This window comes from Nonomuraea sp. NPDC059194 (assembly GCF_042754765.1).
Taxonomy (GTDB): domain Bacteria; phylum Actinomycetota; class Actinomycetes; order Streptosporangiales; family Streptosporangiaceae; genus Nonomuraea.
The window spans coordinates 1-22,125 of the sequence record NZ_JBHZBH010000038.1 but is presented as its reverse complement, the minus strand read 5'-3'; the positions used below and the strand labels follow the sequence as shown (position 1 = coordinate 22,125).

The 22,125-nt window shown below is 71.4% G+C and carries 18 protein-coding genes; 11 read left to right on the top strand and 7 right to left on the bottom strand.

Annotated features, from left to right (window positions below; genetic code table 11):
* Positions 1–84: 84 nt before the first annotated feature.
* Positions 85–195, bottom strand: a complete 111-nt coding sequence (locus ACFXJ8_RS34325; protein ID WP_379648273.1) for a CGNR zinc finger domain-containing protein — start codon at positions 193–195, stop codon at positions 85–87.
* A gap of 110 nt (positions 196–305) precedes the next feature.
* Here ACFXJ8_RS34325 and ACFXJ8_RS34320 point away from each other — a divergent pair, with 110 nt between their 5' ends.
* Positions 306–1,232 (top strand): hypothetical protein, encoded by a 927-nt coding sequence (locus ACFXJ8_RS34320; RefSeq protein WP_379648158.1) that lies wholly within the window; start codon positions 306–308, stop codon positions 1,230–1,232.
* Between the two features lie 56 nt (positions 1,233–1,288).
* On the opposite strand, the gene ACFXJ8_RS34315 is transcribed toward ACFXJ8_RS34320, so the two are convergent.
* Together ACFXJ8_RS34315 and ACFXJ8_RS34310 are read right to left on the bottom strand one after the other, a co-directional pair.
* Entirely contained in the window at positions 1,289–1,522 is a 234-nt protein-coding gene (locus ACFXJ8_RS34315) for a hypothetical protein (protein WP_379648157.1), read from the bottom strand.
* Between the two features lie 82 nt (positions 1,523–1,604).
* Positions 1,605–3,410, bottom strand: coding sequence for an AMP-binding protein (locus ACFXJ8_RS34310; protein ID WP_379648156.1), 1,806 nt, complete (start codon positions 3,408–3,410; stop codon positions 1,605–1,607).
* A gap of 205 nt (positions 3,411–3,615) precedes the next feature.
* On the opposite strand from ACFXJ8_RS34310, the gene ACFXJ8_RS34305 reads away from it, so the two are divergent.
* From ACFXJ8_RS34305 to ACFXJ8_RS34280, 6 genes are all read left to right on the top strand, one after another.
* The gene (locus tag ACFXJ8_RS34305) at positions 3,616–6,270 is read left to right on the top strand and encodes an MXAN_6230/SCO0854 family RING domain-containing protein (RefSeq protein WP_379648155.1); all 2,655 of its coding nucleotides are present in this window, start codon (positions 3,616–3,618) and stop codon (positions 6,268–6,270) included.
* Entirely contained in the window at positions 6,267–6,914 is a 648-nt protein-coding gene (locus tag ACFXJ8_RS34300; RefSeq protein ID WP_379648154.1) for a DNA polymerase beta superfamily protein, read from the top strand. Before ACFXJ8_RS34305 ends, ACFXJ8_RS34300 begins: the two co-directional genes overlap by 4 nt.
* Before the next feature lie 25 nt (positions 6,915–6,939).
* Complete coding sequence (locus ACFXJ8_RS34295; protein ID WP_379648153.1) at positions 6,940–8,055, top strand: ArsR/SmtB family transcription factor; 1,116 nt, start codon at positions 6,940–6,942, stop codon at positions 8,053–8,055.
* 1,126 nt (positions 8,056–9,181) lie between these two features.
* Positions 9,182–10,048, top strand: a complete 867-nt coding sequence (locus ACFXJ8_RS34290; protein ID WP_379648152.1) for a hypothetical protein — start codon at positions 9,182–9,184, stop codon at positions 10,046–10,048.
* A gap of 8 nt (positions 10,049–10,056) precedes the next feature.
* Positions 10,057–10,608, top strand: a complete 552-nt coding sequence (locus tag ACFXJ8_RS34285) for a hypothetical protein (RefSeq protein ID WP_379648151.1) — start codon at positions 10,057–10,059, stop codon at positions 10,606–10,608.
* Positions 10,609–11,210: 602 nt separating this feature from the next.
* A complete protein-coding gene (locus ACFXJ8_RS34280) occupies positions 11,211–11,456 on the top strand; it encodes a hypothetical protein (RefSeq protein ID WP_379648150.1) in 246 nt (81 codons plus the stop codon).
* Here the strand turns inward: ACFXJ8_RS34280 and ACFXJ8_RS34275 are convergent.
* Together ACFXJ8_RS34275 and ACFXJ8_RS34270 are read right to left on the bottom strand one after the other, a co-directional pair.
* On the bottom strand, positions 11,453–12,025 hold the full coding sequence (locus tag ACFXJ8_RS34275; protein WP_379648149.1) for a hypothetical protein: 573 nt from the start codon (positions 12,023–12,025) through the stop codon (positions 11,453–11,455). The two genes, ACFXJ8_RS34280 and ACFXJ8_RS34275, sit on opposite strands and share 4 nt — an antisense overlap.
* Positions 12,026–12,210: 185 nt before the next feature.
* Positions 12,211–13,452 (bottom strand): lanthionine synthetase LanC family protein, encoded by a 1,242-nt coding sequence (locus tag ACFXJ8_RS34270; RefSeq protein ID WP_379648148.1) that lies wholly within the window; start codon positions 13,450–13,452, stop codon positions 12,211–12,213.
* Between the two features lie 86 nt (positions 13,453–13,538).
* Here ACFXJ8_RS34270 and ACFXJ8_RS34265 point away from each other — a divergent pair, with 86 nt between their 5' ends.
* Entirely contained in the window at positions 13,539–13,955 is a 417-nt protein-coding gene (locus tag ACFXJ8_RS34265) for a hypothetical protein (protein WP_379648147.1), read from the top strand.
* A gap of 10 nt (positions 13,956–13,965) precedes the next feature.
* Here the strand turns inward: ACFXJ8_RS34265 and ACFXJ8_RS34260 are convergent, their stop codons facing one another.
* Complete coding sequence (locus tag ACFXJ8_RS34260) at positions 13,966–14,760, bottom strand: class I SAM-dependent methyltransferase (protein WP_379648146.1); 795 nt, start codon at positions 14,758–14,760, stop codon at positions 13,966–13,968.
* Positions 14,761–14,907: 147 nt separating this feature from the next.
* Here ACFXJ8_RS34260 and ACFXJ8_RS34255 point away from each other — a divergent pair, with 147 nt between their 5' ends.
* Entirely contained in the window at positions 14,908–18,663 is a 3,756-nt protein-coding gene (locus ACFXJ8_RS34255) for a Pls/PosA family non-ribosomal peptide synthetase (RefSeq protein ID WP_379648145.1), read from the top strand.
* The gene (locus ACFXJ8_RS34250) at positions 18,654–19,916 is read left to right on the top strand and encodes a M1 family metallopeptidase (RefSeq protein WP_379648144.1); all 1,263 of its coding nucleotides are present in this window, start codon (positions 18,654–18,656) and stop codon (positions 19,914–19,916) included. Before ACFXJ8_RS34255 ends, ACFXJ8_RS34250 begins: the two co-directional genes overlap by 10 nt.
* On the opposite strand, the gene ACFXJ8_RS34245 is transcribed toward ACFXJ8_RS34250, so the two are convergent.
* On the bottom strand, positions 19,906–20,694 hold the full coding sequence (locus tag ACFXJ8_RS34245; protein ID WP_379648143.1) for an alpha/beta hydrolase: 789 nt from the start codon (positions 20,692–20,694) through the stop codon (positions 19,906–19,908). The genes ACFXJ8_RS34250 and ACFXJ8_RS34245 overlap by 11 nt on opposite strands.
* A gap of 141 nt (positions 20,695–20,835) precedes the next feature.
* Between ACFXJ8_RS34245 and ACFXJ8_RS34240 the strand changes: the two genes are divergently transcribed.
* Complete coding sequence (locus ACFXJ8_RS34240) at positions 20,836–22,014, top strand: zinc-dependent alcohol dehydrogenase (protein WP_379648142.1); 1,179 nt, start codon at positions 20,836–20,838, stop codon at positions 22,012–22,014.
* Positions 22,015–22,125: the final 111 nt, after the last annotated feature.

Below are 22,125 nucleotides of genomic sequence, written 5' to 3'. Positions count from 1 at the left end.
GCCATCCCTGTCGTGCTCTGCCTGTTCATGTCGGCGTCGGCGGTGTCGCTCCGTCCGGGCAGGCCGTGAACCAGCCGAGCCCCTTTACAAAGTAGATCCGCGGCGGGCGCGGTAGGCCGTGGCCTTCGCCCGGTTCTGACAGGCCAGCCCGCAGAAGCGGCGCGAGGCGTTGCGCGCGACCGCCTGCCCAAGCAGGCGCTGGAGGCCAGGCTGCGCGGCATGGACAGGACCTGCACGTCACCGGCCCACCCTGCCCCCAGCGTCGGCTTGACCCTGACACCGTGTCAGGCGGCACGGTGTCCCGTATGTCGCTCCCCTACGTCGGCTCAGGGCCGTACTGCTACGCCAACTCCCTCGCGATGCTGCTGGGCGCCGAAGCCCCGCCTCCGGCCGTGATCGAGGTCCTGACGGGTTCCCCGTACGGAATGCAGCTCATCAGCGGGCGCCTGCCGCTGTTCGACCCGTTCGGGTGGGATCCTGAGATCGGGCTCGACGCCGCCATCGACCTGCTGGGCTGGACCTGCGAGCGCGCGGACGGCGGTCCGGCCGACGCGGCGCTGGAGCGGCTCCGCCGCGCCTGCCAGGACGGGCCGGTGCTGGCAGGGCCGCTGGAGCTCGGCCTGCTGGCGTACCAGCCGGGGTCGGGCAAGGCGATCGGCGCCGACCACTACCTGGTGGTGCTGAAGGTGGGCGACGACATGGTGCTCGCGCACGACCCACAGGGCTACCCGTACGCCACCCTTCCGATCGGGGCCTTCGTCGATGCGTGGCGCGGTGAGCTGATCAGCTATCTGGAGCGGCCGTTCGCCATGCGGTCGGGGTTCGCCCGGCAGGTGCGGGTGGCGCCGGATGAGGCGCTGCGCAGATCGCTGCCCGCCGGGCTGGCCTGGCTGGCGGGCCGAACGGACGTGGCCGTCTCCGCGGGCACGCTGGGGCAGGCCGAGGCCGCCGAACGCACGGCCGAGCTGGTGGAGGAAGGGCTGGATGCCGAGACCAGAGCAGTGTGGCAGGCGTTCGCGGTACGGGTTGGCGCCCGCCGCTCCAACGACCTGGCGGTCTGCCTGTCGTCTCTCGGCCTCGACGCGGGTGCCGCCGTGGCGGCGGAGCAGGCCCGCATCGTGGGCGGCCTGCAGGGTCCCGTCGTGTCGGGCGACGACGCGGCGCTCGCGGCAGGGCTGCGCCGACTGGCTCCGACGTACGAGCGGCTGCTGGATGCCCTGGGCGGCCGCTGAGGAGTGCCCGCCGGTCGCGATGTCCTGGCCACGGTCTGGGCGTACCGGGCGGTTGGCTACATTCCTCCGCCGAGCAGGCCCCGCCCGCCGTACTTCTTGTGTACGGCCTGCTTGGTCACGCCGATCGCGTCGGCGATCGTCGACCACGCCAAACCCTTGACCCTGGCCCTGCGCACCTGGACCGCCTCCATGCGCTCGATCTCGCGACGCAGCGCGGCGGTCGCCCGCAGCGCCATCAGCGGATCGTCGTCCTCCGTCTGCCGCACCAGGGTCGCCAGGTCGTTCGTCATGCCAGCCACGCTATCGGGCCTCGGCCACCAACCGCACGCCAGCGCGATCAGCACCACACCGGAGACCTGCTCCCGGCGCCGTTTATCCGCCGATCGCCTCGGCGATCTCCTCCAGCGCGGCCGGATCCTCGATCGTGGAGGGCGTCTGGTAGTCGGCGCCCGCGGCGATGGCCCGCATGGTGCTCCGCAGGATCTTGCCCGAGCGCGTCTTGGGCAGCCGGGCCACGACGACCGCCCTGCGGAAGGCCGCCACCGGGCCGATCCGCTGCCTGACCAGCGCGACCAGCTCGGCCTCCACCTCCTGCTCCGGACGGTCGACGCCCGCCTTCAGCACGACGAGCCCGAGCGGGAGCTGGCCCTTCAACTCGTCGGCCACGCCGATCACCGCGCACTCGGCCACGTCCGGGTGGCCCGCGATGACCTCCTCCATCGCCCCCGTCGACAGGCGGTGACCCGCGACGTTGATGACGTCGTCGGTGCGGCCCATGACGAACAGGTAGCCGTCGTCGTCGAAGTAGCCGCCGTCGCCGGTCAGGTAGTAGCCGGGGAAGCGCGACAGGTAGGCGGCGTGGAAGCGCTCGTCGTCGCGGTACAGGGTGGGCAGACAGCCGGGCGGCAGCGGCAGCTTGATCACCACCGCGCCCTCGACGCCCGGCGGGCACTCCTCACCCTGCGGGTCGAGGACGCGCACGTCGTATCCGGGGACGGGTTTGGTGGGCGAGCCAGGCTTGATCGGCAGGGTCTCGATGCCGACGCAGTTGGCGGCGACCGGCCAGCCGGTCTCGGTCTGCCACCAGTGGTCGATCACCGGGACGCCCAGCAGGTCGGTGGCCCAGTGGTAGGTGTCGGGGTCGAGCCGCTCACCGGCCAGGAACAGATGACGCAGGTCGTGTTTGCGCAGGTAGGAGCCGGTGGGGTCCTCCTTCTTGATGGCGCGGATCGCGGTCGGCGCGGTGAACAGCGTCCGCACGTCGTGCTCGGCGACCACCCGCCAGAACGCGCCGGGGTCGGGGGTGCCGACCGGCTTGCCCTCGTACAGCACAGTGGTGCATCCGGCCAGCAGCGGCCCGTAGACGATGTAGGAGTGGCCGACCACCCAGCCGACGTCGGAGGCGGCCCAGAACACCTCGCCGGGGGCGGCGCCGTACACGTGGGACATGCTCCAGTGCAGCGCCACGGCGTGACCACCGTTGTCGCGCAGCACGCCCTTGGGCGAGCCCGTGGTGCCGGAGGTGTAGAGGATGTAGAGCGGGTCGGTCGCCGCGACGCTCACGCAGCCGGCCGGCTCGCTGTCGAAACCGGCCCAGTCATGCTGGCCCTCGCCCAGCTCGGCGGGGTGCTCGGGCCGCTGCAGGATGACGGTGGCGGCAGGACGGTGCGTGGCCTGCGCCAGCGCCGCGTCCAGCAGCGGCTTGTACGGCACGACCCTGCTGACCTCGATCCCGCACGAGGCGCTGAGCACGACCTTGGGCCTGGCGTGGTCGATGCGCACGGCCAGCTCGGCTGCGGCGAATCCGCCGAAGACCACCGAGTGGACCGCGCCGAGCCTGGCGCAGGCCAGCATCGCGATGGCCGCCTCAGGAACCATCGGCATGTAGATGACGACGGTGTCGCCCTTGCCGACTCCGAGGTCGCGCAGCATGCCCGCGGTGCTGGCCACCTCCTCGCGCAGGGCGGCGTAGGTGTAGGTGCGCTTGACCCCGGTGACGGGACTGTCGTAGATGAGCGCGGCCTGCTCGCCCCTCCCGCTCTCGACGTGCCGGTCGAGGGCGTTGAAGCAGGTGTTGAGCCGTCCGTCGGGAAACCACCGCCCTTCGCCGAAGACGGTGCGTGGTTCGACGTCCCAGGTGATCCCGCGCGCGGCGGCGCCCCAGTCAAGCTCGCTCACACCTCGATCAGACCAAGCCCGACCCCGGGCGCGCAAGCATCACGGTGCCCGCGGGCGGAAACCTGGTGTCCTTTTTGCGGGTTCCGCCGGTAAGGTGGGCGATCAAGGGTGGCTCCTGGACGCGCTTCCTTCTCCTTAACCTCAAGGCTCCCAGCGCTTCCGCTCTCCACCCTTTTTTCATGCCCCGCGCGAGGAGGTGCCCCCGGTGATCGGACCCGCTGACGTGCTGCTGCGCAGGAGGAACCTGGTGGCGCCCGACCTCATGGCCGCCGAGTCGCAGCAGGTCACGCCCCAGCGGCAGGTGAGCGCCGCCGACGGCGTCGCCGCCCTGGAGGGCGAGCTGCTGCAGTACGGCTTCCTGCTGTCGGCCGAGCTGCGTCAGGCGCTGGCCGCGATGCAGGTGCCCGACCTGGCTGCGGCGGGCACGCGCCTGCTCCGCGGCGCCGCCGCCAGGCTCGGCGCGGACGTCCACCATGTGCCGCTATTCAGGAAGTTCCCGGAGAGCGTGCCGAGCGACACCGGCGACTTCTTCGTGCGCCGCGTCTTCACCCTGCTGCTGCAGGAGCCGCGCCGGCCGTGCGTGCTGTGCGGCAGAACCGGCACGGTGCACCCCGTCGCGCCGTGCGCGCACCTGGTGTGCCGCTCCTGCTGGGACGGCTCCGACTTCAGCGCGTGCCCGATCTGCCACCGCAGGATCGACCCCGCCGACCCCTTCCTGATCCCCACAGCCCTGAACCCCACAGCCGGGCGGGAGCACGCCGCCCGCGTGGCCACCTTCGGCACGACCCTGCTGCATCTGTGCCGCGACCCGGACGCCGCCGCGCGCGAGCTGGCCGTCTCGATGCTGTCGAGGCAGACGCCGATGCCGGCCGACGAGCGCGGCGACCTGCTGGCGCTGATGGACGCCTACTGGCCGCGCTCGGCCGGATGGCTGCCTGAGGTCATCGCCGTCAAGGAGACCAGGGCGATCGCGCTGGCCGCCGCGCTCACCGCGCCGGGCACCGTACGGGCCGCGCCCAGGGTCGCCCGCCCCGACCTCGGACCGGCAGCGGAGCTGCTGGCCCGCCATCTGGGCACGGCGACCGACGTGCTCAGGCTCATGTACGTGCTCATGGGCGCCGACCCCGGCGTGCGCACCAGGCCCGAGCAACGCGTCTCGCTGCCCAGGCGGCTGCGCAGGACGCTGCTCGGCGCGCTGGACGGTTTCGCGATGCCGTACCTGATCGAGGACCTGCACCGCCACGGCGAGCAGTGGAAGCGCATGGCGGAGGTGCTGCACCCGCACGAGCACCACGCCCGCCATCCCGACGCGGCGCTGGCCTTCGCCGCGCTGCGCGGCACCAGGCTCGACCCGGCGACCGCGTTCGGCGGGGCGCTGCTGGAGCGGGCGGCGGCCCATCCCGAGCTGCTGGCCGTGCGCGACGGGCGGCTGCGGGTGACCACGTTCGGGACGCACGTGGAGCGGGCGCTGGCCGCCAAGGACGGCGAGCGGGCGCTCGCCCTGCTCTCGCGCCGTCCCGGCGAGCTGGGCCGCCGCCTGAGCCAGTTGCTGCGCCTGTCTCCCGAGCTGGTAGCGGGCTCGCTGGAGCCCGCGCTGCGCTCGATCGCGCCCGGCGTGCTGATGTCGGCGCTCGGCCAGCTGCGCACCCAGCCCGGTGGCACGCGACTGTTCCTGCCCAGGGGCGGCGGCGCGCGCTTCCACACCCGCGACGACGAGCGCGCGCCGCTGCCCGAGGCCGCGGCGGGCAGCGCCGCCGAGCTGATCTCCGGCGAGCTGCTGCGGCGGGCGGACGGGCTGCCCGCCGTGTCGTGCGCGCTGCTCGACGAGGGGCTGGCCGCCCTGGTCGCGCCGACCTCCGAGCGGGCCGCCACCACGTCGCTGGTACGGCTGGCGCGCGGCAGCGTGCAGCCGATCCCCGCCGAGCAGGTGGTCAGGCTGTTCCTGCACTGGGCCGAGCCCGAGGGCACCCGCGTCGACCTCGACCTGTCGGTGGCGGTGTTCGACACCACGTGGGAGTTCGTCGGCCTGTGCGACTACACCAGCCTGCGCCTGGGCGACGACGCGCTCGTGCACTCGGGCGACCTGACCTCGGCGCCGGAGCCGCTCGGCTCATCGGAGTTCGTCGACCTCGACGTCGCCAAGCTGGCCGGGATGGGCGGGCGCTACGTGGTGCCGGTCGTCTTCAGCTACAACGACGTGCCGTTCGAGCTGCTGGTGCGCGGGTTCGCCGGGTTCATGCGCGCGCCTGACGGGTTGTTCGATCCGCTGGCCGTACGGCAACGCTTCGACCTGACGGGCGCGGCCAGGATCCTGGTGCCGCTGGTGGCCGACCTGTGGGCGGGCACGATGCGCTGGGCCGAGCTGAACCTGTCGGCCAGCGGCCGCTTCCACAGCGTGGCGAGCACCTCCGAGGAGCTGGCCAGGGTGGGCCGGGCGATGGAGAGCGCGTTCGGGCCCGGCGGGCAGGCGACTGACGGGCGGGTGACCGGCGGGAGGGTGACTGACAGGCGGGCGACTGACGGGCAGATGGCCGGCGGGCGGGTGACGCTGTGGGAGGTGGCGTGCTGGCACGCCGCGGCGCGGGCCGGCACGGTGCTGGTACGGCGCGGCGACAGCGTGCTGCGCTTCCGGCGGCGCGAGGACGAGCCCGTCGGCGCGTTCGCCGACCGGCTGACGGCCGGGGCGGGCGGCGTCGAGCACTCCGGCGGCCTGACCGGCGTCGACTGGGCCGCGCTCGTCACCGGCGACGTGGAGTTGGATACCGGCGTCCAGACCTACGCCCTGTACCCGGGAGGGCTCGGCGAGGTGCGGCGGATGGAGGCCGCCGACCTGGTCGGCGGCCTGGAGGCGGGGACATGAGCACGGACGACCTGATCCTGTCGGTGATCACCGGCTCCCGGGCCTACGGTCTCGACATGCCCTCCTCCGACACCGACAGGAGGGGCGTGTTCGTGGCGCCCACCGAGGCGTTCTGGCGGCTCGACAAGCCGCCGACCCACCGCGACGGTCCGCTGCCCGAGCAGTTCTCGTGGGAGGTGGAGCGCTTCTGCGTGCTGGCGCTGGAGGCCAACCCGACGGTGCTGGAGACGCTGTGGTCGCCGCTGGTCGAGCTGGTCACGCCCGCGGGCGTGCGGCTGCTGGGCCTGCGGAAGGCGTTCCTGTCGCAGCGGGCCCACCAGACGTTCGCGCGCTACGCCGACGCGCAGTTCCGCCGCCTCGACCCGGCCGCGCCCCGGTGGAAGCAGGCCATGCACATGATCAGGCTGCTGCTGAGCGGCACCCACCTGGTCGAGCGCGGCCAGCCGCTGGTGGACGTCGGCGCGCACCGCGAGCGGCTGCTCGAGGTCAGGCGGGGCGAGATGTCGTGGGAGGAGCTGCAGGCCTGGCGCGCCTCGCTGACGGCCGCCTTCGAGCGGGCGCTGCCGCGCAGCGTGCTGCCCGCCCGGCCCGATCGCGCGGCGGTGGAGGAGTTCCTGATCGAGGTGCGGAGGTCCCGGCTGTGATAGCCCGCACACCATCTCCCTGGACGTGAACCGGGGCTATGGCGCAACTGTGGCGGCCGCCGAAGGCCTTCGGACGACCGGTGTTGATTCGTTTGCTATCGGCAACGGGAAACCTGTGGGCATGACCAGGGGCACTTTAAGAATCGTTTTCACCGCTGAAGACCTCGCCCGCGTGCGGATCGCCTCCCGTGTCGATCCGATGTGGGAGATGGTGATGAGCCTGTATCGCCTCAGAGATCGCGGCGGCGGCACGACGATGATCAGCTGGCGGCGGCAGGTGCGCGCCGACCTGGCAGCTGCGGGTCTGCTCGCGCAGGTTCGAGACGTGCTGATCCCCCTGACCCCGGCGGGGGCCTACTTCCCCGACTTCCTGACACCGATCGAGGCCCAAGCCGGACTCAAGCACGGCATCGAGGCCCTGGCCGACACCACGCGGGTACGCATCCGCCAGGAGATGAACCTGCTGCGCGCCCACGTCGGCCTGCCCTCCGGCCTGGAGGATCTGGCCCGGGGCGATCCTCGCTCGATCCGCCGCCTGAGCCGCCTGACGGCCGACTACTGCCGCCTCGCCTTCGGCCCCCACCACACGATGCTGGAAAGCGCCCTGGGCCGGGAACGTGCCGGCCTGGCCCGCCATCTGACCGACGACGGCGTGGAAACCATGCTCGCGAGCTTGGCGCCGACGATGCGCTGGCGCCCCCCGGCTCTGGAGGCCGCCTACCCCGCGGGCAACCGTGAGATCCAGCTACGCGGCCGAGGCCTGACCCTCATCCCCTCCTACTTCTGCCAGATCACCCCGGTCGCGCTGGTCGATCACCACCTGCCCCCTGTCCTGGTCTACCCGGCCACCCGCCACCCGCCGCCCGCCCCCGGCTCCCAAGAGTCCCTGGCCGATCTGCTGGGCGCCACCCGCGCCCAGATGCTGCGCTGCATCGCCTCCGGCGTGGGTTGCACCACCACCGAACTCGCTCGCCGTACCGGAGCCTCCCTGTCCAACGCCAGCCAACACGCTCAGGTACTGCACCGGGCCGGGCTGATCACCAGCACCCGCCACGCCAACATGATGCTGCACCAGATAACCGAACTCGGCACCCAACTAACCCGCCACCACACGGCTCCCGCATCGACGCCGACAAGCTGACCCGAATACCACATTCGACCAGCGAAAACTCCAAGAGCGCAGGGTTTTCACCGAAGCCGATGTTGAGGTGCCCCGAAGGTTCCGGACAGGCAGCTACATAAGCTGACATGTAGTCCGGAAGAGGTAGGTACGTGGCGCTCCCCGCAGGAGTTTCTCCCCTGAGTTCAAGGAGGAGCAACTACACCTCGGACGAGTTCAGGCGCTTCCTGAAGAACCTGGGCATCCGCCGCTCGGTGGGACGAACCGTGATTTGCTACGACAATACGATGGCCGAATCGTTCTTCTCGGCCATCAAGACGGAGTGGCTCAACCGGTTCGTGTTCACCACACGAGCCAGGGCAAAGGTCAGGTCGTCCGCTATATCGAGGGTTTCTACAACTGGGATCGGCTGCATTCGGCTCTGGATTACCGGTCGCCACTTGAGGTGCTGGATGAGTACTTTGCACTCAAATCTGTAGCTTAAAATACCCTATAGCTGCCTGTCCGGAATGATCTCGGCGCCCGGACACCAGGGCGAGGTTTGCTCCCGAGGATCGAGCCTTCCTGGCTGCGCTCCTGACATCGGTGCCTCGCGAGGTCCCGCCTCGGCCAAGTCCACGCGCGCCTGTCGCCGCCAGCCGTTCAGCGCGCCGCCTCCGCCGACTTCTGGAGCACATGCAGGCTCATCGCCATTTCCCACAGCTCATCGACGCGCGAGGCGATGCGCACCCGGGCCAGGTCTTCCCCTGTGAAGATGATCTTCAGCGTGCCTCTTGATCATATTCACATGCTTTACGGCGGGTGTCGCAAAGCTATCAAAGTCTTGTCGAAGCAGAGGTCTTCCGTGGCTGTGAGCTGGATGTTTCAGCTCGGGTGGGAACACGTGGACCTTGACTGCCGTCGTGTTGTGAACTGACACCAGCACGAAGCGGACCGTGACGCTGTCCAAACTCACCGGCAAACGCTGCTACTCGTCATCAACTCGTCATCGACGAAATCAGTTCACGTCGCAAAGCTGCGGCCAAGGTTCGGTTGCGCTCTGCGACTTCCTGCGCTGCTTGTGACGAGTCCCTATCGCTGCGCGCGAAGGTCGTGCGGCCTCCCTCGCGCCCTAGAGCGCAGTCCATCGAGCAACAGAAGGGGACGAATGCCATATCTCGCTCGCCAGCGTCACAGGATCGCGTGCCTGGCCGTGTCTTTGAGTGCCCTGTCTGCCTGCTCGCCCGCTCATCCCGCTCAGCCAGGCATCACCGCTGAACAGCGTGAACTCATCGACCAGGCGCGCCAGGAACTCATCCGACGATGCCTGGAGAAACGGGGATTCTCCTTCTGGCCGTCGGAACCGGCTGATCCGGGTGAAACCCGTCCTGTCGGCTATGTACTCGATGACGTCGCGTGGGCGAAGGTCTACGGGTACGGCCGGCGGATCCGCGAGAAGGTCATGGCGGAAAGACGCGCCAATCCAAACCGGCGCTACCTGGAGAGCCTGACAGAGGCGCAACGCACCCGGCTCGGCCAGGCCATGTACGGCTCCTCCGACGCGACGGTTTCGATCAAGTTGCCCAGCGGTCCCACGATCTCCGGAGGCGCTGGTGGCTGCTCGGCCGAGGCCGACACGGCGCTCTATGGCGACTTCCGGCTGTGGTTCCGCGTCAGCCGTACCACCGACAATTTGAGCCCGCTCTACGTGCCGCAGATCTTCGCCGACGCCCGCTACACGCAGGCCGTCAAGGCCTGGGCGGGCTGCATGCGCGCGGCCGGGTTCACCTACGACAACCCCAGCGCCATCCGTGCGGGCCTGGCCAAGCTCGAGCCGGCGAAAGAGGTCCCTTTGGCCACAGCCGAGGCCACGTGCGCCCTGTCCACCCCACTCTCGGACACGATCCGCGAGCTCGAACGGCATTACGGGGGCATCGTGCGCCGCCGTTTCGATGAGGAGGTCGAGACGAGGAACCGACTGGAACAGACGGCACTGACCCGAGCCAGAGCGCTCTTAGCCGACATCGAAAGGTGAACACCAAGATGAGAAGAGTCAGACTCCTGCTCAGCGTGGCCGCCCTGGTCACGCTGGCGGGCTTGTTCGCGCCCGCCCACGCGGAAACCCCACCCGCCGATCCCACGGGCACCTCCGCAGCACCGGCCCCGTCGGAAACGCCGACCAGCGAGGCGGCCGTCGATCCGGAGCCAGCGTTCTCAACCGCGGCCGCGTGCAGCCAGAAACCCCTCGACGGAAAGGTGTATCTCTACCGCTACAAGAACTGCGGTGAGGTGTTGTGCTCCGCCGGCGGCGACGACCTCGACTACAGCAACGACTCGGGGTGCGCGGGCAGCGACAACGACCGCACCTCCTCCGTGCACAACCGGGGATACGCCAATGGTTGGGGCATCGTCGCCGTCTACCGTGATGCGGGGGCCGACGGGAGCACTGGATACTTCTGCGTCCATCCCGGTAACTGGGTCGACGACCTGGATGACCCCGGCGACAACGACTATTTCGCCGGCACCAACGTCCTGGCCGACAACCGAGCCTCGTCGCACAGGTGGGAACGAAGCTGCAGCCACTTCCCCTGGTGACCTGGAGGGTGCGCCGGTTCTCTCGACCGGCGCACCCTGCGGGACCGTACGGTTCTCGCTCTGGCACGAATTCGGTGGTGACGGTGCGTGGTTAGGAGAGCAGGATCCGTTGCCGTAAACGTGTCCTGCTCGCCGACTGAGCCAGCCCGCTCACGAAATTCGTGCCAGAGCCCGAATCCTGACCCTCTGATGTTGTTGTTGGTTACTGTTCGCACGACCCGGTGGACAAGCCAGTGGAGGAGATCCACCCGATCCGAGACGAGATCGAGCGCCGTGTCCGAGCGCCCCCAGCGGGCTCGGAGTCCTCGTGTCACGACCATGAATAGGCATCGTTTGGCCTCGTCATAGCCAGGCACGCCTCCATCGACTTCGGTGATCGCCTCGTCCTGGGCGGCCTGTACGATCTCGGTCACTGCTCACCCCGATCCGGCGGCGTCTGGCTGCTGGTGGCGAGCTGATCCAGCAGCGCGAAGAACTTTCCCTGCACCTCGATCACCTGGCGGGTCTTGCCGAGCTCGGCGCGTAGCCGCTCGACCTCCGCCCTGTCCGGAAAGTCCGGAAACCGATCCCGCGGCGCCTTCGGGCACGGCCGTCCTTAGGGGATGGGGACGCTGGAGGCCGACCTGACCAGGCTGCTGGAGTACGGCCCCGCCTACCTGCCCGAGCTGGTGGCCGCCAAGCGCGAGGCCGAGCACGGGCCCGCGTCGACTGTGGCCTCGGCAGCCGACGACGTGGCGCGGATGACGGCGCGGCTGGAGGAGGAGCGCGAGGCCTCGCGCCTGCCGGAGGTGGCCTCGGCGGGCCAGGCGCTCCACGACCTGGTCGTGCGGACGCGGCTCGGCCGTTAGTTGGCGCAGTCCTGGTTCGTCAGCGCCAGGCCCATCTCGTAGATGCGGTTCTTCTGCAGCAGGAAGTAGTAGTAGGCCTTCGGGTTGCCGGGGACCGTGACGATGGGGAAGCCGCTGGCGGCGCGCTTCAGCTTGGGGTAGGCCTTGTGCAGCTGCTTGTCTGTGGAGCCGAGGCCGATGCCCTGGGGCGTCCTGACGCCCTTCGGCGCGAAGATCATGGCGACGCCGCGCTTCTTGGAGATCCACATGCCCACGCTGTCGCGGCCGGAGGGGTAGGCCTTCAGGTCCCAGCCGGAGCAGTGCCCCGCGTTCATCTTCCGCACGACCTTCCCTGTGGCCTTGGCGTCCTTGGCGTTCATGCCCAGCTGGACGCCACCCAGGCCGTACGGACCGAGCGTGTCCCGGGCGGGCTCGGCCGCTGCCGCGGGCGCGAGGCCCGCCACCATCAGTGCGCCCGCCAGCGCGGCCACCAGCGTCGAGCGGCCCGGCCTGTTGTACGTCATCGTGATCCCCCACCTGGTGATGAACTGTTCACCGGGTTTGATGACCATGGTGCCGTCCTGGTTCATCCCACCTTGCGGGAATTTGGGGATCGAGATGAGTAGAGGCTGCTCATTCCCGAGCGGAACGCCGCGCAGGCGCTCGCGGTCAGCCTGGCCAAGGTCTACGACTCCGTCTCCACCAGGATCGTCGAGGACAACGCCGCCTCCCCCGCTCGTGGCCAGGGCGACTGCTGGCGATCAGGGTGGGCGGGTTACGCCAGCCCTGAGCGCACCGTCAGCGGGAACGGGTTGTCAGGCAGCAGGATGAGCCTGCGGTCGTCGCCGCGCTCGGCCGCGTCCAGGTGCAGCAGCGCGGCGCCGATGCCGGCGGCGCCCACCATGTAGCCGGTGTCGGCGGTGATCTCGGCGGGGCGCAGTCTGCGGTAGGCCTGCCACCACCGCCCCTGGTGCGCCGCGCCGACCAGGTGCTCGCCGAGGATGAGGGCGAAGGCCCGGTACTCCTCGTGTCCGGTGGCCGCCCACAGGCCGACGAACAGCTCCAGCAGCCCCGCCACGCCGCAGCACTGGCACAGGACGTTCCAGAACCCGGGAGTGCGCCGGTACGGCACGCCGCTGGTGAGGATGCCGTGCGCCAGCCGTTCCACCCAGTCGTCGTCGCCCAGCTCGTGGAACATCCTGGCCACTCCGGCCGAGCCTGAGCAGAACCCGAGATAGTGCAGGTGGCGGCCCTGCGGGAGGTGGTGGGGCACCAGCGCGCAGGAGCCGTTGACCTCGCTGACCGCTCTGACGAAGGCGGCGCCCCTGACGGCCGCGTCGTGGAAGCGGGGCTCGCCGGTCACCGCGTGGAGACGGGCCAGCAGGAACGCGGTGCCGGCCGTACCGGAAAGGAAGCCGGGGGTGACGGCGTCGACGGGCAGGTCGGCGGGCGACTCTGCGGGTGAGTCCGGGCCGAAGCGGTGGCCAGGCACGGGCAGGTCGGCGATGCGCAGGCCCGCCTCGACGGCCACGCGCTCGTAGGCGGGCGCGCCGAGCAGCGCGGAGGCGTGCAGGAGGGTGAGGATGATGCCGCCGTCGCCGCGCTGGCACGGGTCGCCCGTCCAGGTGGGGCCCGCGGCGGCCAGCAGGTCGGCGGCTTGTGCGGCGGCGACGGTGAAGGCGTCGTCGATGACCCAGCCGGCCTCGGCCAGCGCGAACACCATCCCGGCCAGGCCGTCGTGGAAGGTGGGGTCGCGTTGTTCGGGCCAGACAGCGCTGAGGTAGCGGGCGCCCTCGGCGGCGTCCTCCAGGTAGGAGTCGTCGCCCGTGGCCGCGGCCAGTTCGAGGAAGAACAGCACGATGCCGGCCGCGCCCGAGTAGAGCGAGGCGGGCCGGTGCGGCAGTGCCGCGCGGTCGCCCGCGTGCCAGTGGCGGCCTCGGGCGTCGTCGACGGCGCACGCGCGGATCCACTGTGCGGCCTGGACGGCGGCCTGCACAGGGGCCTCGATCGGGCTCATGGCATCAGTTTCGCACCCCGGTCGGCCAGCGCGTCAATAACCCGCAAACCTCATAGGTTTAATGTGTTTTAGTACAGTGTGGGGCGATGACGAACGATGAGATGTGCAGCGTGTGCCTGGGCACGGCCCAGGAGGAGCTCGCGCCCGGCCTGACCCGCGCCTGTCGCGCGTGCGCGGGCACCGGCCGCCGCCGCGAGCAGATGGTCTGGGGGCTGGCCCACCTGGAGGCCGAGCAGCTCATCACGCTGCCGATCGTCCGCGACCTCGTACGGCAGGCCCGCGGCCCCTTCCACCTGTCGGAGGTCGCCGACACCGTCAGGACCATGCTCGACCTGCCCGCCGGCAGGCTTCCCGTCGGCCCGAGGGTGCGCGACCTGCTGCTCCAGATGGAGGCCGCGGGCGAGATCGTGATGGTGTCGGCCCCCGACGAGCTGCTCGACGGCACCGAGGTCGTGCTACATCGCGATCCGGCGTGGGAGCGGGTCCGCACGCTCGGACTCTAGACCGATCAGGTCAGACGCGGCAGAGGATCTCGCCGTGCAGGATCGAGATCCATCCGTCGCCGTGCGCGGTCCATTCGCGCCAGCCGTCCGAGATCCGCTGCAGGTCGGCCTGCGTGGCCGCGCCCGAGGCCAGCGCCTGGCGGGCCATGTCGGAGCGCAGGATCCGCTCGGCCCACATGCCGCCCCACCACTGCCGGTCCTCGTCGGTGGCGAAGCACCAGGTCGAGGAGGTGGCGGTGACGTCGGTGAACCCGGCCTCGCGGGCCCATGACAGCAGGCGCCGCCCGGCGTCGGGTTCGCCGCCGTTGGCGCGGGCGACCCGCTGGTAGAGCGCCATCCACTCGTCCAGCGCGGGCAGGCGCGGATACCAGGCGAAGGCGGCGTAGTCGCTGTCGCGGACCGCGACGAGACCGCCGGGCTTGGTGACCCTGCGCATCTCGCGCAGCGCCTGGACGGGGTCGCCGACGTGCTGGAGCACCTGGTGGGCATGGACGACGCCGAAGGTGTCGTCGGGATGGTCGAGCGCGTGCACGTCGGCGACGGCGAAGTCGACGTTCGTCAGGCCGCGGCCCGTCACCTCCGCCCTGGCCAGCTCCAGCGCCTCGGCGGTGACCTCCGAAACGGTCAGGTGGCCGACCAGGGCCGCCAGGTCCGCGCTGATGGTGCCAGGGCCCGCGCCGACGTCGAGGACCTTCATGTCCGGCTTCAGGTGAGGCAGCAGGTAGGCGGCCGAGTTCTCGGCGGTGCGCCAGCGGTGCGAGCGCAGAACCGACTCGTGGTGGCCATGGGTATATACGGCGTTCATGGGACTGCACACTAGCCCTACTTCTCATATTTTAAGAAGATATGTCTCATATATAGAGACGCCGCTCACGAATGTCCTGTGAAATAAGGAATAGCGGAGGACAATGCCACGTTGGCGTCCTGTTGTCTTCAACCCCAGGAGCTCGCCTTGCTACCGTCCGTCGTCGATCAGCAAGAGCTTGCCGTCTACGCCGCGGGCCCGCTGGCGGCGCCGCCGCGCACCCTGCTGGACATCCTCGACGCGACGACGGCGGCGCACCCCGGGGCGCCCGCCCTCGACGACGGCCAGGTCTCACTGACCTACGCCGAGCTCGCCGCCCACGTGCGGCGGCTGGCCGGCGAGCTGACCGAGGCGGGGGTACGGCGCGGCGACCGGGTGGGCGTGCGGGTGCCGTCCGGCACCGTCGGCCTCTACATCACGATCCTCGCCGTGCTGAGCGCGGGCGCGGCCTACGTGCCCGTCGACGCCGACGACCCCGACGAGCGCGCCGAGCTGGTCTTCTCCGAGGCGGGCGTCCGCGCGGTGGTCACCGACAAGATCACCATGTACGGCGAGCCCGCCCCCTGGACCCACGACGGCGGGCCCACGGTCGACGACGACGCCTGGATCATCTTCACCTCGGGCTCGACGGGCAGGCCCAAGGGCGTGGCCGTCACCCACCGCAACGCCGCCGCCTTCGTCGACGCCGAGGCGGGCCTGTTCCTGGCCGACCGGCCGCTGGGCCCCGGCGACCGCGTGCTGGCCGGGCTGTCGGTGGCCTTCGACGCCTCGTGCGAGGAGATGTGGCTGGCCTGGCGGCACGGCGCGTGCCTGGTCGCCGCCCCGCGGTCGCTGGTGCGCACCGGCATGGATCTCGGACCGTGGCTGGTCGCCCACGGCATCACGGTCGTCTCGACCGTGCCGACGCTGGCGGCGCTGTGGCCGGCCGAGACGCTCGACGACGTCCGCCTGCTGATCTTCGGCGGCGAGGCCTGCCCTCCCGAGCTGGCGGCGCGGCTGGCCGTACCCGGCAGAGAGGTCTGGAACACCTACGGCCCCACGGAGGCCACGGTCGTGGCCAGCGCCGCGCTGATGACCGGCGAGGGGCCGGTCAGGATCGGGCTGCCGCTGGACGGCTGGGACCTGGCGGTGGTCGACGAGCGGGGCGAGCCGGTCGAGATGGGCGGCACCGGCGAGCTGATCATCGGCGGCGTCGGCCTGGCCCGCTACCTGGACCCCGTCAAGGACGCCGAGAAGTACGCGCCGCTGCCCAGCCTGGGCTGGGAGCGCGCCTATCGCAGCGGCGACCTCGTCCGCGCCGAGCCCGAGGGGCTGGTCTTCGCCGGCCGCGCCGACGAGCAGGTCAAGCTGGGCGGGCGGCGCATCGAGCTCGGCGAGGTGGACGCGGCCCTGCGGGCGCTGGCCGGCGTGGCCGGCGCGGCGGCGGCCGTGCGCGGCCAGCTCCTGGTCGGCTACCTCGTCGCGGCCGACGACTTCGACCTGGCCGAGGCCAGGGAACTGCTCCATGACCGGCTGCCGGCCGCGCTCGTGCCCCGCCTGGCGATCGTCGAGGACCTGCCGACCCGCACCTCCGGCAAGATCGACCGCGACGCCCTGCCGTGGCCGCTGCCCCGGCAGCGGGCGCAGCGGGGATGGCTGGCCGAGCAGTGGGCGGCGGTGCTCGGCGTCGCGCCAGAAAGCCCCGAGACCGATTTCTTCACCGAGGGGGGCGGCAGCCTGGCGGCGGCGCGGCTGGTGTCCGCCCTGCGCCTGCGCTACCCCGCGGTGACGGTCGCCGACCTCTACGAGCATTCGACGTTCGGCGCCCTCCACGACCTGCTGGGCGACGAGCGGTCACAACCGGCCCCCGAGCCCGCGCGCCAGGTCACGCCCATGCCGGTGCCCGCTTCGATGGCGCAGGCGGCGCTCATGGTGCCGCTGATGACCGTGACGGGGCTGCGCCTGTTGGTGGTAGTCGCTGCGCTGGCCAACCTGCTGTGGACGCCGGTGCTGTCGTGGTGGTGGGTCGCGGCCGGCGCGCTGGTGCTGCTGTCGCCGCCGGGGCGGCTCGCGCTGTCGGCGGCCGTCGCCCGCCTGCTGCTGCGCCGTCTCAGGCCGGGACGCTACCCGCGGGGCGGCGCCGTCCATCTGCGGCTGTGGTTCGCCGAGCAGTTCGCGGCCAGGCTCGGGCTGCCCGACCTGGGCAGCGCTCCGCTGATGTCGTGGTACGCGCGACTGCTGGGCGCGCAGGTGGGCGCGGACGCCGACCTGCACTCCGCGCCGCCCGTCACCGGCATGCTGAGGCTCGGCAGGGGCGCCTCCGTCGAGCCCGAGGTCGACCTGAGCGGCGTGTGGTACGACGGCGACCAGGTGCGCGTCGGCGAGATCAGGATCGGCGCGGGCGCGGCGGTCGGCTCGCGCTCGACGCTGCTGCCCGGCACGAAGATCGGCAAGCACGCGCAGGTCGCGCCTGGCTCGGCGGTCCAGGGGGCGATCCCGGCCGGCACGCGGTGGGCGGGCGCCCCCGCCTCCAGACAGGGCAAGGCGCGCCGCGCCGAGGAGCGGCCGCCCAGGTCGCGGCTGTGGGTGGGCGTGTACGCGGTCTCGGCCCTCGCGCTGAGCCTGCTGCCCGCCCTCGGGGTCGGCGCGGGCCTGGCGGTGCTGCTGGCGGCGAACACGCTGTGGGCGCTGCCCGTGGCGACGGTGGCGGGGATGGCGGTGTTCGCGCTGGTCACGCTGGCGGGCGTGCGGCTGCTGGCGATCGGCCTGGTCGCCGGCCTGTATCCCGTGCACAGCCGTACGGCCTGGCAGGCGTGGGCGACGGGCAGGCTGATGGCCTCGGCCAGGGTGTGGCTGTTCCCGCTGTACGCCAGCGTCCTGACGCCGGGCTGGCTGCGCGCGCTCGGCATGAAGGTGGGCCGTGACGCGGAGCTGTCCACCGTGCTCGCGCTGCCGTCCATGACCTCGGTCGGGGACGGCGCTTTCCTGGCCGACGACACGATGGTGGCCCCCTACGAGCTCGACGGCGGGTGGATGCGCATCGCGGAGGCCCGCATCGGCAAGCGCGCCTTCCTCGGCAACTCCGGCATGACCGCGCCGGGCCGCAAGGTGCCCAAGGACGGCCTGGTCGGCGTGCTGTCGGCGACGCCGAAGAAGGCCAAGTCGGGCTCCTCCTACCTGGGCATGCCGCCGGTGGAGCTGCGCCGTACCAGCCAGGACGGCGACCGCAGCCGCACCTACGACCCGCCCGCGCGGCTGAAGGCCGCCCGCGCCCTGGTCGAGCTGTGCCGCCTGCTGCCGGCCACCTGCACGGCCGCGCTGGCGGCGCTAAGCGCGGGCGCGCTGCTGTGGATCGCCACCACGTACGGCACGGCCGCCGCCGCCCTGCTGAGCGGCGTGGTGCTGCTGGCGGCCGGTGTGCTCGCCGCCGCGGTCGCGAGCCTGGCCAAGTGGGCGCTGCTGGGCCGGATCGCCGCCGGTGACCGGCCGCTGTGGAGCTCGTTCGTCTGGCGCAACGAGCTGGCAGACAACTTCGTCGAGGTGCTGGCCGCCCCGTGGTTCGCCGACCCGTGGCTGGGCACCGCGCCGCTGAACGTGTGGCTGCGCTCGCTCGGGGCACGCGTCGGCCGTGGAGTCACCTGCCACACCTACTGGCTGCCCGAGGCGGACCTGGTGAGCCTCGGCGACGGCGCGTGCGTCAACCGCGGATGCGTCCTGCAGACGCACCTGTTCCATGATCGGGTCATGAGCATCGACACGGTCGGCCTGGCCACCGGCGCTACACTCGGCCCTCACGGGGTCGTGTTGCCCGCCGCGACGATCGGCGCGCACGCCACGGTCGGCCCCGCCTCACTGGTGATGCGGGGAGAGAACGTGCCCGACGGGACGCGCTGGTTCGGCAACCCCATCTCGCCATGGCGCTGACCCCCTACTTCCCCGGGCACGGCGATCCGCGCTTCGGTGTCACGCACTACGACCTCGACCTGCGCTACCGCGTGTCGACGAACTGGCTGGGCGCCCTGGCCACGCTGTCGGTGGAGACCGCCGAGCCGGTGACCGACCTGGAGCTCGACCTGGGCCCGTTCACGGTGACCGCGGTCAAGGTCGACGGCGTCCGCGTCCGGCACACGCATCGGGCGGGCCGGCTCACGGTGCACCTCGGCAGGGTGCGACCGGCGGGGACGGCGATCGGCGTCGAGGTCGCCTACGCGGGCAAGCCGCGGCCGGTCTCCAGCCCCTTCGGCGGCGTGGGCTGGGAGGAGCTGAGCGACGGCGCGCTGGTGGCCAGCCAGCCGATCGGCGCGCCCTCCTGGTTCCCGTGCAACGACCGGCCGGACGACAAGGCCACCTACACCATGACGGTGACGACGGCCTCGCCGTACCAGGTGCTGACCAACGGCGCGCCGGTGCACAAGCGGCGCGCTGGCGGCGCCACCACCTGGATCTTCTCCCGCACCGATCCGATGGCCACCTACCTGGCCAGCGTCCAGATCGGCCGCTACCAGCTCGGCGACGGGCTGGCCTACCCCGCCAGGCTCGGCACGCGCGTCAGGCACGACTTCGCCCGGCAGGGCGAGATGCTGGCGCTGTTCAGCGACAGGTTCGGCCCCTTCCCCTTCGACGGCTACACCGCGGTCGTCGCCGACGACGAGCTGGAGATCCCGATCGAGGCGCAGGGGCTGTCGATCTTCGGGCGCAACCACGTCGACGGGCGGCGCGGCTTCGAGCGGCTGGTCGCCCACGAGCTGGCCCACCAGTGGTTCGGCAACAGCCTGACCCTCGGTAACTGGAACGACATCTGGCTGCACGAGGGGTTCGCCGCCTACGCCGAATGGCTCTGGTCGGAGGCCTCGGGCGGCGAGCCTGCCTCCGCGAACGCCAAGCGCTGGCACCAGCGGCTGACGGAAATGCCGCAGGACTTCACGCTCGCCGACCCGGGGCCCGGCCGCCTGTTCGACGACCGCGTCTACAAGCGGGGCGCGCTGACAGTGCACCGGCTGCGGGAGGAGATGGGCGATCCGGCCTTCTTCCCGATGGTGCGCGCGTGGACGGCCGACAACCGGCACGGCACCGTCACCACCGACGCGTTCGCCGCCCACGCGCAGCGGCACACCTCCCGCCCGCTGGAGCCGCTGTTCTCAGACTGGTTGTACGGCAGGGCGCTGCCTAGGCTGTGAGCACGGCGGCGATCCACCGTTCGGCGGCGGCGGCGACGGTCGCCTGGCCGTACAGGGCGGTGCTGTGGCCGCTGCCGGGCAGCACCAGCACCGACACCAGCGGCGAGCGGGCGTGCAGCGCGAGGCTGGGCCGCGCGGGGACGAACTCGCCGGCGGAGTGGACGATGAGCGCCGGGACGCCGACGCCCTCGACCTCCATGCTCGACCAGGTCCCCGGGCACCGGTACGGCGGGCAGCCCGCCAGGGCGACGGCCGACTCGCGCAGGCGGCGGGCCAGGGCCGAGGCGTTGGCGGCGCCGCCCGCCCAGTAGGCGCTCGTGGGTGAGACGACGGGCGAGAAGCCGACCACGCCGCGCAGTCCCTCCGGCCCCCCTTCGTACTCTCCGGCCTCCAGCGCCAGGTGCCCGCCGGCCGAGAAGCCGACGATGACGTAGCGGTCGGGGTCGAAGCCGTAGCGGGCGGCGTGGTCGCGGGCGTGGGCGATGGCGGCCAGCACGTCGTCGCGCGGCGCGGGCCAGGTGGCGGTGCCGGACAGGCGGTAGTTGAGGTTGAACACGGCGTAGCCCAGGCTCGCGAAGCGCCGCGCGACCGAGCTGAGGTCGGACTTGTCGCCCTGCGACCACCAGCCGCCGTGGACGACGAACACGCCAGGCCGGCCGGGGGCGCGGCCAGGGTAGACGTCCATGCGGGGGGCGGCGCCGACGTCACAGGCGTCGGCGCGGACGGGAGCGGGGATCGCGAGGAGGGCCAGGACCAGCAGGAACGCTCGCTTTCTCACCCTCAGGAGTTACCACGGACGATCTTTCCGCTCGCCCGCACGCCCCCCGCTCTGCGCCGAACGGCACACCCCATGCCGTCCTGCGGTCGGCAGGAGCGGTCGGCAGGTGCCAACGGTCGTGCCTCGGGTAGCGGAACGGACATGAAGGCACTCACCTGGCACGGCAAGCGCGACGTCAGGGTCGAGGAGGTCCCCGACCCGGCGATCAAGGAGCCGACCGACGCGATCATCAAGGTCACCACCACCGCGATCTGCGGCTCCGACCTGCACCTGTACGAGGTGCTCGGCCCGTTCATGGGCGAGGGCGACATCCTCGGCCACGAGGCGATGGGGGTGGTGGAGGAGGTCGGCACGGCGGTCGGCACCATCAGGCCCGGCGAGCGGGTGGTGATCCCGTTCAACATCTCCTGCGGGCACTGCCCCATGTGCCAGCGGGAGCTGTACGCGCAGTGCGAGACCACGCAGGTGCGCGAGTACGGCACGGGCGCCGCCCTGTTCGGCTACACCAAGCTCTACGGCGAGGTCCCCGGCGGCCAGGCCGAGTACCTGCGGGTGCCGCAGGCCCAGTTCGGCCCGATCAGCGTGCCTGAGGGACCGCCCGACGAAAGGTTCGTGTACCTGTCCGACGTGCTGCCCACCGCGTGGCAGGCCGTGGAGTGGGCCGACGTCCCCGAGGGCGGCAGCCTCGTGGTGTTCGGTCTGGGCCCGATCGGCCAGATGTGCACCCGCATCGCCAAGCACCGCGGCTACCGGGTGATCGGCGTCGACGGCGTCGACGAGCGCCTGGACATGGCCAGGCGGCACGACATCGAGGTCCTGGACGCCCGCGACCAGCACGTGCCCGACAAGGTGCGCGACCTGACCGGGGGCAGGGGCGCCGACTCGGTCATCGACGCCGTCGGCATGGAGGCGCACGGCTCGCCCGTGGCCAAACTCGGTCAGGCCGTCACGGGCCTGCTGCCCGATGCGCTGGCCGCGCCGCTGATGCGCACCGCGGGCGTGGACCGGCTGGCCGCGCTCCACGACTGCATCGACGCGGTACGGCGGGGCGGCACGATCTCCGTCACCGGCGTCTACGGCGGGATGACCGACCCGCTTCCCATGCTGAAGATGTTCGACAAGGGCCTCACGATCCGCATGGGGCAGGCGCACGTGCGCCGCTGGATTCCGCGGCTGATGCCGCTGGTCATGGATGTCGCCGATCCGCTCGGCGTCATGGACCTGGCCACGCACCGGATGCCGCTGGAGGAGGCGCCGCTCGGCTACGAGATCTTCCAGAAGAAGCGCGACGGCGCGATCAAGGTGCTGCTGACGCCCTGAGGCGCAGCCTTGGCGGGGGGCCCCGCCCCCGGGGCGGCGGGCACCCACCAACAACCGGTGGAAATTAAACATAAACAAAACGCCCGGAGCCTGAATAAAAAGGGGGGGTGG

Excerpts from the sequence above, each read along its gene's own strand:
- ACFXJ8_RS34320 (WP_379648158.1), top strand. The coding sequence starts at position 306 with ATGTCGCTCCCCTACGTCGGCTCAGGGCCGTACTGCTACGCCAACTCC.
- ACFXJ8_RS34315 (WP_379648157.1), bottom strand. The coding sequence starts at position 1,522 with ATGACGAACGACCTGGCGACCCTGGTGCGGCAGACGGAGGACGACGAT.
- ACFXJ8_RS34300 (WP_379648154.1), top strand. The coding sequence starts at position 6,267 with ATGAGCACGGACGACCTGATCCTGTCGGTGATCACCGGCTCCCGGGCC.
- ACFXJ8_RS34290 (WP_379648152.1), top strand. The coding sequence starts at position 9,182 with ATGCCATATCTCGCTCGCCAGCGTCACAGGATCGCGTGCCTGGCCGTG.
- ACFXJ8_RS34285 (WP_379648151.1), top strand. The coding sequence starts at position 10,057 with ATGAGAAGAGTCAGACTCCTGCTCAGCGTGGCCGCCCTGGTCACGCTG.
- ACFXJ8_RS34280 (WP_379648150.1), top strand. The coding sequence starts at position 11,211 with ATGGGGACGCTGGAGGCCGACCTGACCAGGCTGCTGGAGTACGGCCCC.
- ACFXJ8_RS34275 (WP_379648149.1), bottom strand. The coding sequence starts at position 12,025 with ATGAACCAGGACGGCACCATGGTCATCAAACCCGGTGAACAGTTCATC.
- ACFXJ8_RS34270 (WP_379648148.1), bottom strand. The coding sequence starts at position 13,452 with ATGAGCCCGATCGAGGCCCCTGTGCAGGCCGCCGTCCAGGCCGCACAG.
- ACFXJ8_RS34265 (WP_379648147.1), top strand. The coding sequence starts at position 13,539 with ATGACGAACGATGAGATGTGCAGCGTGTGCCTGGGCACGGCCCAGGAG.
- ACFXJ8_RS34260 (WP_379648146.1), bottom strand. The coding sequence starts at position 14,760 with ATGAACGCCGTATATACCCATGGCCACCACGAGTCGGTTCTGCGCTCG.
- ACFXJ8_RS34250 (WP_379648144.1), top strand. The coding sequence starts at position 18,654 with ATGGCGCTGACCCCCTACTTCCCCGGGCACGGCGATCCGCGCTTCGGT.
- ACFXJ8_RS34240 (WP_379648142.1), top strand. The coding sequence starts at position 20,836 with ATGAAGGCACTCACCTGGCACGGCAAGCGCGACGTCAGGGTCGAGGAG.